The sequence below is a fragment of the Streptomyces sp. Ru72 genome (genome assembly GCF_002920635.1).
Taxonomy (GTDB): domain Bacteria; phylum Actinomycetota; class Actinomycetes; order Streptomycetales; family Streptomycetaceae; genus Streptomyces.
In genome coordinates this window covers 88,411-104,042 of sequence record NZ_PQSR01000013.1, presented here as the reverse complement: position 1 = coordinate 104,042, position 15,632 = coordinate 88,411, and the positions used below count along the sequence as shown (strand labels likewise).

The window sequence follows — 15,632 nt, the reverse complement described above, 5'->3', positions numbered from 1 at the left end:
CTCCCCCCTGAGCTGCCGGTACGACCGGGCCGGTGGTCAAGGGGGTCGGGGGCGGCGGCCCGGGTGGTCCCCTCCCGCCACGTCGGCTGCGGAGGGGCCGTGGTTCCGGGGACGCGCGTGGTCCCCGGCTCCGTTCTCCTCGCTGTCGAGCCTCGACGCCTTCTCCGCCTCCTCCGGCGCGATTCTCGCCACCATGTCGGCGAGCTGGCGGCATGCCTGTTCGATCTCCATGCGGTTCTGCTTGTGCTCGCTGATCGTCGCGCTGAGCAGCAGGGCCGTCAGCGCGACCGAGCCGTTGAACGCCTGAATCGTGATCATGTCGATGAGCAGGTCATGACCCGCGAACGGGCCTGTTCTGCGCGCCGCGGCGAGGATGGCGAACGTCGAGACGGCCAGTGCGCAGGGTGCGGCCCCGGCCCGCTGGAAGCGGAAGGCCGCCCAGATCAGCACCGGCAGTCCGAGGAAGAGCAGCGGTACGCGACTGGCCTCGAGAAACCCGACGCCGATGGTGGCCACCAGCAGCAGCGATGCCTCCAGCCACCGGGACGGCGGCACGCCCCTCGGCCGGCGCGCGGAGCGCAGCACCAGCAGGACCGGCGTGACCAGCAGCACCCCCATCGCGTCGCCGGTCCACCAGACCGACCACGTCGGCCAGAACGCGCCGGTGGACAGCGCACCGGCGAGCAGCAGGGTGCAGCCGCCGACCGTCGCGCTGAGGAGCATGCCGGTGAAGGCCCCGAGGAACACCAGCGCCAGCGCGTCCCGCAGCCGGTCCATCTCGGCACGGAACCCGGCGCGACGAAGCAGTGCGTACGAGCACAGCGGCGCGAGCGTGTTCCCGGCCACGATCGCGAGCACGGCGGGGATCGACGGCCCGAGAGAGATGTTGATCGCGAACGCGCCCAGGGTGATCCCCGGCCAGACCCGGGGACCGAGGAGCAGCAGCCCGGCGACGGCGATCCCGGTCGGTGGCCACAGCGGGGTGACCTGACCGCGCACCAGTTGCTGGAGCAGCCCCAGCCTTCCCGAGGCGTAGTACAGCGCGGCGATGACGCAGATCTCCAGGGCGGTCACTGCACCGCGCCGGAGCCTTTCGTGCCGCGCGACGGACATCGGGCGTCTCCCCATCGGCTCGGCCCCGTAGTCCATCGTCCGTCGGCCGCGCGCCATCCACCATGCGGTCACCGAGCGAAGCGGTGCGTCTGCCCGCCGTTCCTCAGAGGGCCGGGGTGCGCAGGGCGAGGACGGCCATGTCGTCGTGACCGTCGCTGGGGCCGTGGTCGGCGAGGGTGTGGACGAATTCCTCCAGGGGCAGGCCGGCATGGGCGGTGGCGAGACCGGCGAGCTCGTCCAGACACTCGTCGATGGGCCGGTGGGGGTGTTCGACCAGACCGTCGGTGAAGAGGACCACGGTGCTGCCCGGGGGCAGTGGGTGGATGTGGTCGGGGCGGGTCTGCCCGGAGTCGACGCCGAGGGGCAGCCCGGGCTCGGCGAACAGGTACTCGGCTTTCCGGCCGGGGACGATCACCAGGGGCGGGACGTGGCCCGCGGCGCTCCAGTGCAGCCGCCAGCCGGGCCCGTCGGGTTCGATGCGGGCCAGGCTCGTGGTGGTGACGGGGGTGTCGGTGATGCCCTGCAGGGTGCGGTCGAGCTGGGCGAGGATCGCGCTCGGCGGGGTGCACCGGTCGAAGAGCAGCGCGCGCAGCATGTTGCGGGTGGAGGCCATGGCGGCCGCGGCCTGGAGATCGTGGCCCACCACGTCGCCGATGACGACCGCCACCGCGCCGTCGGGCAGCAGGATGGCGTCGTACCAGTCGCCGCCGAGCCGGCTCGGCTCGGCGGCGGGCCGGTAGATGGCGGCGGCGGTGAACGGCCGCAGATCGGGCAGGGCCGGCAGCAGAAGCCGCTGGAACTGCTCGGAGGCGCTGCGCACCTGCTCGAACAGGCGGACGTTCTCGATCGCGATGCCGGCGGCGCCGGCCAGGGCGACGACGATGTTCTCGTCGTGGACGTCGAAGGGCTGCCCGTCGAGCCGCTCGGACAGGTAGAGGTCGCCGTAGATCTCGCCGCGCACGCTGACGGCGACGCCGAGCAGGGTGCGCAGCTGCGGGTGGCCGGGCGGGAAGCCGGCGGAGGCGGGGTGCGCGGGGATGTCGTCGACCCGCAGCGGTTCGGGGTTGCTGATCAGCTGCCCGAGGACGCCCCGGCCCTCCGGCAGGCCGACCTCGGCGAGGTCGGCGAATTCCCGCTCCGACAGGCCGACGGCGATGAAGTCCTTCAGGGACCGCCCGGACTCGTCGAGCACCCCGAGAGCCCCGTAGCGGGCGCCCACCAGGTCCATGGCGGTGGTCACGATGCGGTTCAGCACCCCGGGCAGCTCCACCTCCCGGCTGATGGCCACGACGGCCTCCAGCAGCCCCTGCAGCCGGTCCATGGCGGCGAGCAGGGCCTGCAGCTGCTCGTCGATCCGGCCCAGCTCGTCGCGCAGCCGCAGACGCAGGTCATGGGGGTGCGACTGCCGTGGTTGCCGCCTCGGTCCGGTCATGACGGACGCTCTTGCGGCAGCGGCCACTCACGCGGACGGTACACACCGGCCTCCTGGCACGACCCTGATCGAACGCGACGGCAGCATGGCACGATCCGGCAGTGCGAAATCACTCATATCACCGCAAAAGCTACATGCTGTCGTCCTCGCTCGAAAGGCCCGACCCGGAGCGTGCCGTCGGGCGGGCGCCGGGCCGGGCGGCCCGGGCCGGGAGTCCGGAGACCGGCGTCCAGGGTCCGGCGTCACGGAGATCATCACAATGCGGCAGCAACAGCCGACTACCGGGGGTCGCTCACTTGACCACGGGCGGTCACCCGCGATTGGCTCCGGCACAGCGCGAGCCACCGAGCCGGTACCCCCTCGGCTCACTCCGCTCTTCCCGTACGACCGCCGTCCTCTGGCTCGGCTGCACAGCGAGGTGCCGCACCCCCATGAAGACCCCTCCCCCTCCGCGCAGGTCCCGCAGAACCCTGTTCGGCACCGCCGTGACCGCCGCCCTCGCCGCCTGCCTGCTGCTGGCCGGCTGCTCCGGCCTCGGCAGCGCCGGGTCCGGCGCGGACGCGAAGGCGTCCGACCCCGGCCGGCTCAAGGTCGCCCTGGTCACCCACGGAGCCAAGGACGACGCCTTCTGGGAGCTGGTGCGCAAGGGCGCCGAGGCGGCCGCGGCCAAGGACGGCGCCGAGTTGACGTACGCGGGGGACCCGGACCCCGCGGGACAGGCGGAGTTGGTGCGGGACGCGGTCAAGGACCGGGTCGACGGCATCGCGCTGACGCTGGCCAAGCCGGACGCGATGAAGGGAGCGATCGCCGACGCCAGGGCGGCGGGCATCCCGGTCGTGGGGCTCAACTCCGGGATCGACGCCTGGCGTTCGGAGGGCGTGCTCGAGTACTTCGGCCAGGACGAGAGCGTCGCGGGCCGCGCCGTCGGCGACAAGCTGGACGACCTCCACGCCAAGCACGCCCTGTGCGTCATCCACGAGCGCGGCAACGTCGCCCTGGAGGCGCGCTGCGCCGGGGTGAAGAAGGCCTTCGTCGGCCAGACCGACCTGCTCTACGTGGACGGCACCGACATGAACGCCGTGACCGGCGCCGTCGCCGCCCAGCTGCGGCAGGACCCGACCATCGACGAAGTGGTCACGCTGGGCGCGCAGTTCGCGCTCGCGGCCGTCAAGTCGGTGCAGCAGGCGGGCAGCAGGGCGCGCGTCGCCACCTTCGACCTCAACACCGACCTGGTCAAGGCCGTGCAGAACGGGGACGTGCAGTTCGCCGTGGACCAACAGCCCTACCTCCAGGGCTACCTCGCCGTGGACTCGCTGTGGCTCTACAAGACCAACGGCAACGTCAGCGGCGGCGGCACCGCCCCGGTGCTCACCGGCCCCGCCTTCGTGACCAAGGCGAACATCACCTCGGTGGCGAAGTTCGCGGCGGGCGGCACCCGCTGAGCGGGGGCCCGAGGCCCCGACAGGCGCCGGTTGCGAGAAACGCCGAAACGATACGATCCCTGTCGGTGCGCCAGGTCACACGGACGGATAACATCCTGCGCACCCCTGTGTCGCACCGGACACGCGCCCACCCCTCGCGTCCGTCCCCCTTCCCCGTACCCCATGGACCGCTCTAGGACCACGATGTCTCGACGGACACCGACACCTATCCGGCGCCGTCTCGGCTCCATACGCCTCTCCCTGATCCTCCTGGCCCTGGTCCCCAGCGTCACGCTCGCCGCCGTCTGGGCCGTGACCACCACCCAGATGTTCTCGGAGGGACTGCGGCTGCGCGCGCAGACGGAACTGAGCCGGTCCACCGGCGCCATGGGCACCGAGGCGGCGCTCGCCCTCCAGCGGGAGCGGCAGCTGTCCGCCGCGTGGCTGGCCTCCCCGCACGGCTCCCGGGCCGCCCTGGAGGCCCAGCGCAGCGCGACGGACGCGGCGGTGGCGGAGCTCACCGGGCAGGCCGAGGCGATCAGACGGGCGGCCTCCCGCATCAAGGACCCGATGTACTCCGTCGTCGCCTCGGTGGGCAGCCTGGAGTACTACCGCGACCAGGTGGACCGTCCCACGGACATCACCGCCCAGCAGGCGCTGGACCAGTACACCGCGATCATCGGCCGGCAGATCCAGGCCTTCCAGGAGCTCTCCCAGGTCGACGACGGCGACCTCACCTCGCAGGCCGGCCCACTGGTCGCGCTGGAGCACGCCGCGGAGCTCGCCTCCCAGGAGGACGCGGAGCTCACCCTGGCCTGGCCGTCGCGGCACATGGACCAGGCGTCGTGGGAGCGGTTCATGCAACTGGTCCACGCCCGCCGCTGGCTGGTCCAGGACCAGATCGTGCCCTCGCTCCAGGGGAGCATGAAGACACAGGCCGAGAGCATCCTGCAGTCGCCCGAGTGGGCGACCCTGCAGAACGTCGAGGACCAGGTGCTCGCGGCCCGGACGGCGCCCGGCGCGCACGGGATCGCGCTGCCGGACGTCCGGCAGCGCTGGAGCAGCGCGATGAACACGCTCGCCGACCAGTACACGGCCCTGATCCGGCAGCAGACCGCGCAGCTGCTCGACCGCAGCGCAGCCACAGCGGACGGCCTGCTCCTCAAGGCCGGCTCGCTGAGCGCGGGAGGACTCGCCGCCCTCCTGCTGTGCGTCGGCATGTCCTGGCGGATCACCCGCTCCCTGTCCCGGCGGCTGCGCGGGCTCAGGCTCGCCACGCTCTCCCTGGCCGAGGAGCGGCTGCCCGACGTGGTGGCCCGCCTCGAACGGGGCGAGAAGGTCGACGTGGAGTCCGCCACGCCGCCGCTCGACTACGGGCGCGACGAACTCGGCCAGGTGGCCCAGGCGTTCAACACGGCGCAGCGCACCGCCGTGCACACCGCCGTCGAACTCGCCGAGACCCGGCGTGGTTTCCAGAAGGTGATCCTCGGCATCGCCCGGCAGAGCCAGAACCTGGTCAACCTGCAGCTCAGCAAGCTGGACGCGCTGGAGAGACAGCACCAGGACCCGGACGTCCTCAAGGGGCTGTACGAACTGGACTCCACGGCGAGCCAGTTGCGCCGGTACGAGGAGAACCTCGTCATCATCAGCGGCGAGCAGCCCCGGCGCAGCTGGAGGGAACCGGTCGCGCTGATCGACATCGTGCGCAGCGCCGTCGGCGAGGTCGCCGAGTACCAGCGGGTGGAGGTGCACACCGACGAGGACGTGTACCTGTCCCCGCCCGCGGTGGCCGACCTGATCCACCTGCTGGCCGAACTCATCGACAACGCGACCGTGTACTCGCCCGCCCCGAGCCCCGTCGAGGTGCGGGCCGCGCTGGTCGCCAAGGGCCTCGCCATCGAGATCGAGGACCGCGGCCTCGGCATGTCCGAGGACGACTACGCGCAGCTCAACGCCCAGTTGGCGGTGGCGCCGCAGTTCGACGTGGTGGCCCTCGCCGACGACCTCAGGCTCGGCATGTTCGTCATCGCCCGCCTCGCCACCCGGCACGGCATCGCCGTGACGCTGCGCCCGTCGCCGTACGGCGGGACCACGGCGATCGTGCTCGTCCCGCACGACATCGTGGTGCGCGAGGCCCCCGGGACCTCGCAGGCGCCCGACGCCGAGCCCGTACGGGAGCCCCGGCACGCCCGCCCGGCGGCGCGCACCACCGGGACCGCCCCGGCGGCCGACGCGCGGCGCCGGGAGCCCACCCGGAAGGAGGGCGCCGTGCACACCGATGAAGCCGGGCGCGCGGGAGGGCTTCCCCCGCTGCCGCGCCGGGTGCCGCAGACCAGTCTGGCCGCCGAACTGCTCGAGGAGGCCGCGCCCGAGGGGGACGGTGTGCTCGACGAGTTCACCGCGGAACGCGCCGCCTCCTCCCTCGCCGGGTTCCAGCGCGGCACGCTCCGGGCGCGTGACGAGGGCACCCTGGAGCAGTACGACCAGGAGGAGCCCGCCGTGGCCGACGCACCCGGGGCCGCACCGACGTCCACACCGCTCGCCGACCGCTCGTGAAGGACACCGACATGACACGCTCCCCTGCCACCCACAGCCAGCTCGACCAGTTGCTCACCTCACTCGTGGACCGGGTCGCCGGGGTCGCCCATGCGGTGGTGCTCTCCGAGGACGGACTGGTCGTGAGCCACTCCACCGGATTCGTCCGCGACGACGCCGAACGGCTCGCGGCGACCGCCTCCGGCCTGATGAGCCTCAGCAAGGGCGTCAGCATGGACTTCCGCGGCGGCCCGGTGCGCCAGGCGCTCATCGAGATGGCCCACAGCTACCTGATCCTCACCCAGGCCGGCCCCGGCGCCCACCTCGCCGTCCTCACCGGCCCGGGCGCCGACGTGGGTGTCGTGGCGTACCAGATGAACATGCTGGTGAAGAAGATCGGCGAGCACCTGAGTGCGGCACCACGTGCGGGCGTCGGCGCGTCCGACAGCGGCGAGTGAGGTGAGCGGAGGCGACGCGGCGGGCCGGCTCGTCAGGCCGTTCACGCTGACCGGCGGACGGACCCGGCCCAGCCGCGCCGACTTCACCCTCATCACGACGGTGACGGCGGTGGACCCACCGCCCGCGTGGGCGCCGCGGCTCCAGCCCGAGCACGCGCGGATCCTGAAGCGGTGCGTGGAGCCGATCGCCGTGGCGGAGCTCGCCGCCCATCTCGATCTGCCGGTGAGCGTGGTCGTGATCATGCTGTGCGATCTGCTGGAGGCCGGCCGGATCACCATCCGCCCGCCGCACCCCGTCTCGCGCACTCCGGACCTTCAACTCCTGCAGAAAGTGAGGGACGGCCTTGGCCGGCTCTGACACCGCCACCGCTTCGGCGCCGGCCCCCGACACGGTGAAGATCCTCATCGCCGGGGGCTTCGGCGTCGGCAAGACCACCATGGTCGGGTCGGTCAGCGAGATCGTCCCGCTGCGCACCGAGGAACCGCTGACCACCGCCGGGCTCGACGTCGACGACCTCGTCGGCATCGAGGAGAAACGGGCCACCACCGTGGCCCTGGACTTCGGCCGCATCACGATCGGCCGGGACCTCGTGCTGTACCTCTTCGGCACGCCCGGTCAGCAGCGGTTCTGGTTCATGTGGAACGACCTGGCGATCGGCGCGCTCGGCGCCGTCGTCCTGATCGACGTCCGCCGCCCGGAGTCCAGCTTCGCCGCCATCGACTTCTTCGAACGCCGCGGCATCCCCTTCGTCGTCGCCGTCAACGGTTTCCACGGGAAGCACCCGTACCCGCCCGAGGAGATACGGGACGCCCTGGCGCTGCCCGAGCACGTCCAGGTGCTGCTGTGCGACGCGCGCGAGCGCGAGTCGTGCCGGGACGTCCTCATCGCCCTGATCGACCAGCTGATCGCCTCGGTGGTGTGACACAGGCCCCAGGAAGGGCCCTGACCCCACGTCAGTCCAGCGCGTCCGACAGGCGGACGAAGGTATGACCGCTCGCCAGCAGCCGCGGTACGGCGGCGGCGATGCCCCGGGCGGTGCCGCCCTCGGGGTGGTTCATGTGGCAGATGACGATGGAGCCGCCGGGCGCGGACGCCACGGTGGTACGCACCTGCTCGGGGGTGAAGGTGGCGCCGCCGTCGCCGTTGACCGAGAAGCTCGCGAAGCGTTCCCCCAGGTCGCCGACGATCCGTGCCGCGACGTCGTCGCAGTACGCGGTGCCGGACCGGAAGAAGCGCGGCGGGGCGCCCAGCAGCCGGGTGAGTTCGGCCCGGTTGCCGGCGATCTCGTCGTACACCTCTCCGGCGTCCCGGGTGCCGGCGATGCCGTAGGCGGAGCGCCCGGTGACCGACAGCGGGCGGTGCCGGGTGCCGTGGTTGGCGATCTCGAACAGCGGCTCGGCGGCCAGCCGGCGGAAGAGGGCAGGGTTGGCGTCGATCCAGCGGGAGTTGATGAACAGGGTCGCCGGTACCTCCCGCCTGCGCAGGAAGTCGATCAGCGCCTCGTCGTAGCCGCTGCCGCCCGGGCCTCCGCAGGCGTCGAAGGTCAGCGCGATCTCACGCCTTCCCCGCGGCAGCGCGTGCACCACCCCGGGCGCCTGGAAGCCCCAGGTGTGCGGCACGGCATGCCCGTAGCGGGCCACGATCTCGGCACGGGTCACCGCCGGTGCCGTCGCCGAGGGGGTGGGCGTCGGGGTGGCCGTGGCGTTCGGCGCGGGAGCACCGGGCGGTCCGGACGTGGGCGTCCCGGCGCTCGTCGCGCTCTTCCGGCCCGCGCATCCGGCGAGCACGCTGGACGCCATCGCGGCCAGAACGGCCCGGCGACCGGTCGTCATCCACACTCCCAGCTGGTCGAAAGGTCGGCGACGGACAGCCGCCGCACCACCGCAACCGTACGGGGCGGAAGATCCACGGCCGGGAAGGCACCGGTAAGGGTTCCCCAACAATCCCGTCATGTCGCCCGGTGGCACGATACGGCGTCGTACCCTTGATCGGCCGCACAGCTCAGGGAGCGCCGAACTCCGGCGCCGGGACCGGGAGGAGGCGAGATGGACAGTAGTCCGGGCCATAGTCGGCCCCGTTCCGCGTTGTCCTGGTCGTCCTTCCGCGGCCCGGGGCAGCACGTCCTTCCCCGCTGACCGCCCGGCGACCTCAGCCGGTGCCGCACGCGGCCCCGCCGGGCCGCGTGTTGCCGTGTGCGCACCGGCGGGAAGGCCGCTGCCGTGGGCCGCCCGGTGCCCCGCCCCGACGGGGCGAGGGGGTGTTCCCCGTGGCTGCCCACACTCTGCTCATGTCCACCGGTGCCCGGCTGCGTGACCGCCGGGTCCGTCTGGAGCGACGTGCCACCGCCTCCAAGGCGGTCCGCGGCTCCCTGGTCTCCCTGGCCGGCCTGGTCGGCGGACCCGTCACCAACCAGGCCGGAGAGGAGGTCGGCCGCCTCGTGGACGTCGTCGCCCGGCTCTACGGGGCGGAGTCGTACCCGCCCGTCACCGGGCTGATCCTGCGCATCGGGCGGCGGCGCACCTTCCTGGCCGCCGACGCGATCGGCAAGGTGCACGCCGGACACGTACGACTGCGCGCCGCCCGGGTGGACCTGCGGGACTTCTCCCGCCGCCCCGGCGAGGCGTTGCTGGCCAGGGACGTCCTCGACCACCAACTGGTCGACGTGGACGGGGTCCAGGTCACGCGCGCCGCCGACCTGTACCTGGCGCCGCTGGTCGACCGCGTCGTCCTGGTCGGGGTCGACGTCTCGCTGCCCACCCTGCTGCGCCGGCTTGGCCCGCGCCGCTGGCAGGCCCGGCCGACCCCGGAGCGGGTCCTGGACTGGCAGGCGGTGGCCCCGTTCGCCGAGGAGGCCACGGAAGGGCCGCCCGAGGTGCGGTTGCGCGCCTCCCGGACCGCGCTGCACCGGCTGCGCCCGGCCGATCTCGCCGACATCCTCGAGGACCTCGGCCGCGCCGAACGCCAGCAGCTGCTGGGCTGGCTCGAGCCCGAACAGGCCGCCGACGCGCTGGAGGAGATGGAGCCGGCCGAGCTGGAGAACCTGCTGCGGGAGGCGCAGCCCGAGCACGCCGCCAGGCTGGTGGACGAGATGGAGCCGGACGAGGCGGCCGACGCGCTGCGCGACCTCACCCCGGAGGAACGCGAGTCGCTGCTCATCCGTATGCCGGACGACCAGTCCGCGGAGCTGCGCCGGCTGCTGGCGCACCGGGAGGGCACGGCGGGCGGCGCCATGACCACCCTGCTGGTCACCGTCCACCGGGACGCGACGGTGGCCGAGGTGCGGGCCCGGCTCGCAGAGCAGACCGAGCACCGCACCGAGATCGACGCCGTCGCCGTCGTGGACGACGAGGGCCGGCTGCTGTGCGACATGGCGCTGTTCGACCTGGCGGTGGCCGAGGACGCGGCGCCGGTGGCCGATCTGGTCGCCTGGCGGGCCCAGTTCGGCCCTCCGGTCACCGTGCGCGCGGACACACCGCTGTCCGAGGCCGCCGACCAGCTGGTCGCCGCCCGCGCCTCCTCGCTGCTGGTGGTCGACGACACCGACCGTCCCCTCGGCCGGATCCTGGCCGACGACCTGCTCGACGCCCTGCTGCCCGAACGCGGGCGCGTGCACTTCAGGAGGTTCCTCCAGTGACCCGCGACCCTCACACGCCCCCGACCACCACGGCACCGGGCACCACCGGCGCACCCGCCGCCCGCCCCACCGGATGGCGCCGCCTGACCATGGTCGCCGCGATCGCGGGCCCCGGGCTGGTCGCGGCCAACGCCGGCAACGACGCGGCCGGGATCGCCACCTACGCCTCGGCCGGGTCCCAGTTCGCCTACGGCACGCTGTTCTTCATGGTCCTGGTGACCGTCGCCCTCGTGATGGTGCAGGAGATGGCCGTCCGCCTCGGCGCGCACACCGGCAAGGGCCTCGGCGCCCTGATCCGCGAACAGTTCAGCCTGCGCCTGACCGCGCTCGCCCTGTTCTGCCTGCTGCTGGCCAACACCGGTCTGGTCGTCAGCGAGTTCGCGGGCATCGGCGCCGCCTTCGAGCTGCTGGGAGTGCCCAAGTGGGCGGTCGTCCCGCCGGCCGCGATCCTGCTGTGGGCGCTGGTGCTGTTCGGCTCCTACCACTGGGCCGAACGCATCTTCCTGATCATGTCGCTGGCGTTCTTCGCCTATCCGGTGGCGATGATCCTCGGCCACCCCGACTGGGCGTCGGTCGGCCGCCACCTCGTCGTCCCGCACGTCGAGCCCAGCAAGGACTTCATCCTGCTCGCGGTCGCCCTGATCGGCACCACGGTCAGCCCCTACATGCAGTTCTACGCAGCCGCCGGTGTCGTCGACCGCGGGGCCAAACCCGCCGACTACCCGCTGATCCGCGCCGACGCCGTCCTCGGCGCGGTGTTCGCCTGCGTCATCAGCCTGACCATCATCGTCGCCACCGCCGCCGTGATCGGCGGCACCGGCCCGCTCGACTCCGCCGCCCAGGCCGCCGAGGCGCTCAGACCCGTCGCCGGACAGAACGCCGAACTGCTGTTCGCGCTGGGTTTGATCGGTGCCTCCGCGCTCGCCGGAGCCGTCGTCCCCCTGTCGGCCAGCTACGCCATCGGGGAGGCCGTCGGGGTGGAACGCTCCGTCTCGCGCAGCTTCCGCGACGCCCCGCTCTTCCTCGGCCTGTTCACCGCCCAGATCGTCCTGGGCGCCACCCTGGCCATGACCCCGATCGACGTCATCCGGCTGCTGATCGGCACCCAGGTCCTGCAGGGCCTGATCAGCCCGGTCGTCCTGGTCTACCTGCTGGTGCTGACCAACCGCCGCTCCGTGCTCGGGCCTGCCGCCAACGGGCCCCGCTACCGCATCGCCGCCACCGCGGTGGTCGTCGGCGTGGCCACCATGTCCACGATCCTGCTCGTGCAGACCGTCCTCGGCTGGTTCCGCCTGGGCTAGGCACCTCTCAGCCGTGCTGCCGGCGGATGCGCTGGGCGACCTCGTTGTCCTCGGTCTCCCACCAGGGGCGTACGCGGTCCTCGTCGGCCGTCTGGCCGGGAGCGGGGGCCGCGGGGACCAGTTCCGTCTCCAGGCGGCGGTCCAGTGCGACCGTCTGGGCGCGCTCGGTGCGGGCCCACTGCACCAGGATCGCGAGCAGGAAGGGCAACGCCACCAGCTCCGCGATGCCGACCATCGCACCGCCGCCGAGCTGCTGGTCGTGGAGCACGTCCGGATCCCAGGGCGGGGCGTGGTGCAGGTACCAGGCGCCTGCGATCAGCGTGCCGTGGGTCATCACCACGATCCCCGGTACGGCGTCGATGATCCCGTCCACGAACACCAGCGCCGCGCGCACCGGGTGGGTGCACCAGGCGGGCAGCGCCCCCTCGTGGGTGAGGACCGGCACGACGAACAGGGTCCCGGCGAGCAGCAGGTGGAGATACATCAGCTCGTGCAGCCAGCCGAGGCGCAGGGCGGTCGCGAAGTACGGCGTGAAGTACACCGTCAGCTCGGTGGCGAGCACCAGCGCCGTGCTGACCAGGGGGAAGGTGAGCAGCCGCACCACCCGCCCGGTCATCGCCCGCCGCACCCGCCCCGAGGCCCGCTCGGGGAGGGCGCGGACCGCCAGATGCAGCGGGTCGCCCAGTGCCAGCCCGAGGGGAGCGATCAGGTCGAGCAGGACGTTCTGCACCGCGGCGGGCCAGAACAGCGCGTGGTCGTACACCGCGAGCGCGGACATGGTCGCCACGACGAGCGAGCCGAGGCCCAGCAGGGCGAAAGTCGCTGTGCGGGCCGCGGGCCACGGCTCGCCCCGGCGTCTCAGTCTCGCGGCGCCCCAGCCGTAGAGCGTGCCGAGGAGGAGGACCAGGAGGAGCGCCGGGACGTCGAGGTGCCACGAGGACAGCAGCCGTCCCGTGGTGAGCTCCGGCAGGCTCGCCGTCGTCAGGGCCATCTCGTTCAGCGGCATGCCGGTCATGCTCCCCCTCGCCTGCGGATGTGCGCAAACCGGCAAGTCAAGGATTCACCTCGTCCCGGCCCCGGCGGTTCCCGCGAGGTCCCGCCGCGCGCCACGGCGCCGCAACACCCGCCGTCTACACTCTCCCCGCAACGGCCCGTGCGACACCGGCCGAGGTGAGGCCGCTCTCCGCGACACCCGAAGGGCATTCGGCGTTTTGATACGGATAGATTCAGTCACCAAGCGGTATCCGGACGGCACGGTGGCGGTCGACAGGCTGTCTCTCGAGATACCGGACCACTCGATCACCGTCCTCGTCGGCCCCTCGGGCTGCGGCAAGACCACGACGCTGCGCATGATCAACCGGATGGTCGAGCCGAGCGAGGGCACGATCACGCTCGACGGCGTCGACATCGGCAAGCAGCCGGTCAACGTCCTGCGCCGGTCCATGGGGTACGTGATCCAGAACGCCGGGCTCTTCCCGCACCGCACCATCGTCGACAACATCGCCACCGTGCCCCGGCTGCTCGGCTGGAGCAAGGACCGCGCCCGTGACCGGGCCCGGGAGCTGATGGAACGCGTCGGGCTCGACGCCTCCCTCGCCAAGCGGTACCCCTACCAGCTCTCCGGCGGACAGCAGCAGCGCGTCGGCGTGGCCCGGGCGCTCGCCGCCGACCCGCCGGTGCTGCTGATGGATGAGCCGTTCTCCGCCGTCGACCCGATCGTCCGCAAGGGCCTGCAGGAGGAACTGCTCAGGATCCAGGACGAGTTGGGCAAGACCATCGTCTTCGTCACCCATGACATCGACGAGGCGATCCGGCTCGGAACCATGGTCGCCGTCCTGCGCACCGGCGGCCGGCTCGCCCAGTTCGCACCGCCCGCCGAACTGCTGTCGTCCCCCGCCGACGCCTTCGTGGAGGACTTCCTCGGCACGGACCGGGGCATCCGGCGGCTGTCGTTCTTCTCCTCCGAGACCCTTCAGCTGCTCAAGACCCCGATCGTCGCCGTCGACTCCACCGCCGAGCAGATCGCCTCCCGCGCCACGCCCGAGGCGCCGTACCTGCTGGTCACCGACCTCGACGGCAGACCGCTCGGCTGGGGCGAGCCGGGGGAGCTGACCGCCGGGGACATCGCGCCGGAGCGACTGCTGCCGTACGGACGGCCGTTCGCCCACGGCAGGGACTCGCTGCGCGCCGCGCTCGACGGCGCCGTGCTCTCGCCCACCGGGTGGGCCGTAGCGGTGGACGACACCGGCCGGGTGGTCGGCGTGGTCTCGCAGGCCACCATCGCGGAGGCGATCCGCAGCGCCCACGCCGAGGGCCTCAGCGACACGAAGGTCACCGGATGAACGGGTTCTTCGACATCCCGAGCGATCTTCAGCACAGCTGGCTGGGGCTGATCGGACTGCACCTGAGAGAGGCCCTGCTGCCGGTCCTCGCCGGCCTGGTCGCCGCCCTGCCGACCGCCCAGCTGTGCGTGCGGTTCCGCTGGCTGTACCCGCCCGTCCTCGGTGTGACGACGGTCCTGTACGCCATCCCGTCGCTGGCGTTCTTCGTCGTCCTCATCGACTACACCGGCCAGAGCGAGCTCACCGTGATGATCCCACTGGCCGTGTACAGCCTGGTGGTGCTGGTCCCGGCGATCGTGGACGGTGTCCGCTCGGTGCCGCAGGAGACGCTGGCGGCGGCCACCGCCATGGGCATCGGGCCCGTACGGCGCTATCTCCAGGTGCAGTTGCCGATCGCGGCGCCCGCCATCCTGGCCGGCCTGCGGGTCGCGACCGTCTCCAGCATCAGCCTGGTCAGCGTCGGCGCCCTCATCGGCAACCAGGGCGCGCTCGGCAACCTCCTGGCCGACGCGATGTTCTACCACCGGCCCGTCCTCGCGGTGAACTCCGTGGTCACCACGGCCGTCCTCGCGATCCTCGTCGACGCCCTCCTCGTCCTGGTACGCGTCCTGCTGACGCCGTGGATGCCGCGCGGCACCGGCAGGAGGCGGAAGGCCGCCGCACGGCCCGAGCCGTCCGCACTCGTCCTTGAGGACGTGACCCGGTGAACGTCCTGAACTTCGTCAACGCCTTCTTCAGCGACGGCGCCCACTGGCACGGCTACGACGGCATCCCGCAACGCCTGCTCGAACACGTCCAGTACTCCCTGACGGCCCTCGCCGTCGCCGCCGCCATCGGGCTGCCGGTGGGTCTGCTCACCGGCCACACCGGGCGCGGCGGCAACGTCCTCGCGTTCGTCGCCACCGCCGCCCGCGCGCTGCCCAGCTTCGGTCTGCTGGTCCTGATGTTCGTGCTGCTCGGCCTCGGGCTGTTGCCGGTCATGATCCCGCTGGTGGTGCTGGCCGTGCCGCCGATCCTGGTGACCACCTACGAGGCCGTGCGCTCCCTCGACCCGTCCCCGGTGGACGCCGCGCGGGGCATGGGAATGAGCGAGCCCAGGATCCTCTTCCAGGTCGAGGTGCCCGTGGCGCTGCCGCTGATCCTCAGCGGTCTGCGCTCGGCGGCCATCCAGATCGTCTCGACGGCCACGATCGCCGCGTACGTCAGCCTCGGCGGCCTCGGTCGCTACATCGTGGACGGGCTCTACCAGCGCGACTACGAGAAGGTCGTCGGCGGTGCCACCCTGGTGGCCGTGCTGGCGCTCGCCACGCTCACGGTGTTCTGGGCGGTGTCGCGGGCGGCGGTGTCGCCGGGAGTGCGCAGGAGAGCCTGACGGCGCGCCTCCCCAACCGGCCG

General features: G+C 72.5%; 14 protein-coding genes. 10 read left to right on the top strand and 4 right to left on the bottom strand.

What is annotated here, in order from left to right; translation table 11 throughout:
• Nucleotides 1-36: 36 nt before the first annotated feature.
• Nucleotides 37-1,113: an MASE1 domain-containing protein gene (locus C3488_RS09240; RefSeq protein WP_103838845.1), complete on the bottom strand. Its 1,077-nt coding sequence runs from the start codon at nucleotides 1,111-1,113 to the stop codon at nucleotides 37-39.
• A 103-nt stretch (nucleotides 1,114-1,216) separates the two neighbouring features.
• A complete protein-coding gene (locus tag C3488_RS09235) occupies nucleotides 1,217-2,545 on the bottom strand; it encodes a PP2C family protein-serine/threonine phosphatase (protein WP_103838844.1) in 1,329 nt (442 codons plus the stop codon).
• Between the two features lie 431 nt (nucleotides 2,546-2,976).
• On the opposite strand from C3488_RS09235, the gene C3488_RS09230 reads away from it, so the two are divergent.
• From C3488_RS09230 to C3488_RS09210, 5 genes are all read left to right on the top strand, one after another.
• Nucleotides 2,977-3,987, top strand: coding sequence for a substrate-binding domain-containing protein (locus C3488_RS09230; protein ID WP_103838843.1), 1,011 nt, complete (start codon nucleotides 2,977-2,979; stop codon nucleotides 3,985-3,987).
• 183 nt (nucleotides 3,988-4,170) lie between these two features.
• Complete coding sequence (locus tag C3488_RS09225) at nucleotides 4,171-6,522, top strand: nitrate- and nitrite sensing domain-containing protein (RefSeq protein ID WP_103838842.1); 2,352 nt, start codon at nucleotides 4,171-4,173, stop codon at nucleotides 6,520-6,522.
• A gap of 11 nt (nucleotides 6,523-6,533) precedes the next feature.
• The gene (locus C3488_RS09220) at nucleotides 6,534-6,959 is read left to right on the top strand and encodes a roadblock/LC7 domain-containing protein (protein WP_103838841.1); all 426 of its coding nucleotides are present in this window, start codon (nucleotides 6,534-6,536) and stop codon (nucleotides 6,957-6,959) included.
• Nucleotide 6,960: 1 nt separating this feature from the next.
• Nucleotides 6,961-7,317 carry a DUF742 domain-containing protein gene (locus tag C3488_RS09215; protein ID WP_103838840.1) on the top strand — a complete coding sequence of 119 codons (357 nt, stop codon included), beginning with the start codon at nucleotides 6,961-6,963 and terminating at the stop codon, nucleotides 7,315-7,317.
• Nucleotides 7,304-7,882, top strand: coding sequence for an ATP/GTP-binding protein (locus C3488_RS09210; RefSeq protein WP_103838839.1), 579 nt, complete (start codon nucleotides 7,304-7,306; stop codon nucleotides 7,880-7,882). The genes C3488_RS09215 and C3488_RS09210 overlap by 14 nt, the downstream gene beginning before the upstream one ends.
• A gap of 31 nt (nucleotides 7,883-7,913) precedes the next feature.
• Here C3488_RS09210 and C3488_RS09205 read toward each other — a convergent pair whose 3' ends face one another.
• Entirely contained in the window at nucleotides 7,914-8,792 is an 879-nt protein-coding gene (locus C3488_RS09205; protein ID WP_103838838.1) for a polysaccharide deacetylase family protein, read from the bottom strand.
• A gap of 434 nt (nucleotides 8,793-9,226) precedes the next feature.
• Between C3488_RS09205 and C3488_RS09200 the strand changes: the two genes are divergently transcribed.
• Both C3488_RS09200 and C3488_RS09195 read left to right on the top strand, forming a co-directional pair.
• On the top strand, nucleotides 9,227-10,594 hold the full coding sequence (locus C3488_RS09200) for a magnesium transporter MgtE N-terminal domain-containing protein (protein WP_103838837.1): 1,368 nt from the start codon (nucleotides 9,227-9,229) through the stop codon (nucleotides 10,592-10,594).
• Nucleotides 10,591-11,895: an NRAMP family divalent metal transporter gene (locus tag C3488_RS09195; RefSeq protein WP_258053347.1), complete on the top strand. Its 1,305-nt coding sequence runs from the start codon at nucleotides 10,591-10,593 to the stop codon at nucleotides 11,893-11,895. The genes C3488_RS09200 and C3488_RS09195 overlap by 4 nt, the downstream gene beginning before the upstream one ends.
• Nucleotides 11,896-11,902: 7 nt before the next feature.
• Here C3488_RS09195 and C3488_RS09190 read toward each other — a convergent pair whose 3' ends face one another.
• On the bottom strand, nucleotides 11,903-12,901 hold the full coding sequence (locus C3488_RS09190) for a cytochrome c oxidase assembly protein (protein ID WP_258053346.1): 999 nt from the start codon (nucleotides 12,899-12,901) through the stop codon (nucleotides 11,903-11,905).
• Nucleotides 12,902-13,106: 205 nt separating this feature from the next.
• Here C3488_RS09190 and C3488_RS09185 point away from each other — a divergent pair, with 205 nt between their 5' ends.
• The 3 genes from C3488_RS09185 to C3488_RS09175 are packed head-to-tail and all read left to right on the top strand — an operon-like array spanning nucleotide 13,107 to nucleotide 15,609.
• Nucleotides 13,107-14,237 (top strand): ABC transporter ATP-binding protein, encoded by a 1,131-nt coding sequence (locus C3488_RS09185; RefSeq protein WP_103838835.1) that lies wholly within the window; start codon nucleotides 13,107-13,109, stop codon nucleotides 14,235-14,237.
• The gene (locus C3488_RS09180; RefSeq protein WP_103838834.1) at nucleotides 14,234-14,944 is read left to right on the top strand and encodes an ABC transporter permease; all 711 of its coding nucleotides are present in this window, start codon (nucleotides 14,234-14,236) and stop codon (nucleotides 14,942-14,944) included. Before C3488_RS09185 ends, C3488_RS09180 begins: the two co-directional genes overlap by 4 nt.
• Nucleotides 14,941-15,609: an ABC transporter permease gene (locus C3488_RS09175; RefSeq protein ID WP_103838833.1), complete on the top strand. Its 669-nt coding sequence runs from the start codon at nucleotides 14,941-14,943 to the stop codon at nucleotides 15,607-15,609. Before C3488_RS09180 ends, C3488_RS09175 begins: the two co-directional genes overlap by 4 nt.
• Nucleotides 15,610-15,632: the final 23 nt, after the last annotated feature.

What these genes read in the sequence shown, in the direction of transcription:
- C3488_RS09240 (WP_103838845.1), bottom strand. Translation starts at nt 1,113, where the DNA reads ATGTCCGTCGCGCGGCACGAAAGGCTCCGGCGCGGTGCAGTGACCGCC.
- C3488_RS09235 (WP_103838844.1), bottom strand. Translation starts at nt 2,545, where the DNA reads ATGACCGGACCGAGGCGGCAACCACGGCAGTCGCACCCCCATGACCTG.
- C3488_RS09230 (WP_103838843.1), top strand. Translation starts at nt 2,977, where the DNA reads ATGAAGACCCCTCCCCCTCCGCGCAGGTCCCGCAGAACCCTGTTCGGC.
- C3488_RS09225 (WP_103838842.1), top strand. Translation starts at nt 4,171, where the DNA reads ATGTCTCGACGGACACCGACACCTATCCGGCGCCGTCTCGGCTCCATA.
- C3488_RS09220 (WP_103838841.1), top strand. Translation starts at nt 6,534, where the DNA reads ATGACACGCTCCCCTGCCACCCACAGCCAGCTCGACCAGTTGCTCACC.
- C3488_RS09205 (WP_103838838.1), bottom strand. Translation starts at nt 8,792, where the DNA reads ATGACGACCGGTCGCCGGGCCGTTCTGGCCGCGATGGCGTCCAGCGTG.
- C3488_RS09190 (WP_258053346.1), bottom strand. Translation starts at nt 12,901, where the DNA reads ATGCCGCTGAACGAGATGGCCCTGACGACGGCGAGCCTGCCGGAGCTC.
- C3488_RS09180 (WP_103838834.1), top strand. Translation starts at nt 14,234, where the DNA reads ATGAACGGGTTCTTCGACATCCCGAGCGATCTTCAGCACAGCTGGCTG.